Genomic DNA, 1,224 nt, shown 5'->3' with positions numbered 1-1,224 from the left:
CCTTCTGCATCGCTGCATTCTAAAGTTGCATTTAAAGATCCAGCCGCAGTAGTCCATGTAGGAGCAGTAATGTCTTGAACAATTATAGTTTGACTGACAGGAAGTGAAACATTATCGCAAGCGTCTTTTGCAGTCCAAGTTCTTGTTTTAGTATATGATCCAGCACAATTCCCCTCTGTAATTGTATCTACATAAGTTAATGAAGAAACTGTTCCACTGTCATCAGTTGCTGTGGCTTGTGTGAAAACTGGTTCTGCTGGGCAATTTATGGTTGTTGTTTCTGGTAATGGATTTATAATTGGTTTAATAGAGTCTCCATCCAAAATCGTAAATGATTCTGAAATCTGGCATCCATTTGCATCAGTTATAAGAACTGTATAATTTCCTGCAGGAAGATTGTTGGCTGTAGCTCCTGTTTGAACAGGATTTGAATTCCAAGAATATAAATATGTAGGAGTTCCCCCAGAAACTGTTACAGTTGCAGAACCATTACTACCTCCACCACAAGTTACATCAGTTTGAGATTTTGTAGCAGATAATCCTTGTTGAGGTTGAGATATTGTTACAGAACAAGTAGTAGTATAATTTAACTTGTCTGTTACAGTTACATTATGAACGCCAGCACTTAAAGCAATTGCTTGTGCAGTAGTTTCACCGTTATCCCAAAGATAAGTATAGTCACCATTACCTCCTACAGCTGTAATAGTTGCTTTTCCAGTATTTTCTCCAAAACATTTTACAGCGCTATCTTGAGAAATACTGCAAGAAAATACATCTGGTTGAGTTATAGTGACAGTACAAGTTGTTGTGCATCCTTTTGAATCGGTTACAGTAACAGAATGAAGACCTGCACTTAATCCAACTGCTTTTTGAGTAGTTTCACTATTATCCCATAAATAAGTGTAGCCTACATTACCACCAATTGGAGTTACAGTAGCTTCTCCATCGCTTAAACCATTTGAAGTGACAGCTTTATTTTGAATAATAGAACAACTTAAAGCTATAGCTGGTTGTGATATGGTTACTGAATTGGATTGAGAAGAGCAAGAATCAGTAATTGTTAAAGTGTACGTTCCTGAAGGAAGGTCTGAAACAGTTGCTGTTGTTCCAACTTCAATTCCTCCGCTATTTTTCCAAGAGTACTTTACTGTTCCAATTGCGTTTGTTACAGTTCCAGCCGTTACAGAACCAGTGCTTTTTCCAAAACAAGAGGCATCGGTTTTA

At 37.5% G+C, this 1,224-nt stretch carries 1 protein-coding gene; it reads right to left on the bottom strand.

The features are described 5' to 3' along the window. Positions 1-1,224 (bottom strand): SprB repeat-containing protein (locus JC605_RS11220; RefSeq protein WP_198856275.1); only part of this gene is annotated, 1,224 nt, incomplete at both ends.

Source organism: Flavobacterium sp. IB48 (assembly GCF_016405855.1).
Classification (GTDB): Bacteria; Bacteroidota; Bacteroidia; order Flavobacteriales; family Flavobacteriaceae; genus Flavobacterium; species Flavobacterium ginsengisoli.
Note: the sequence above shows the minus strand (reverse complement) of the source record. Positions and strands in the feature narration are given on the sequence as shown.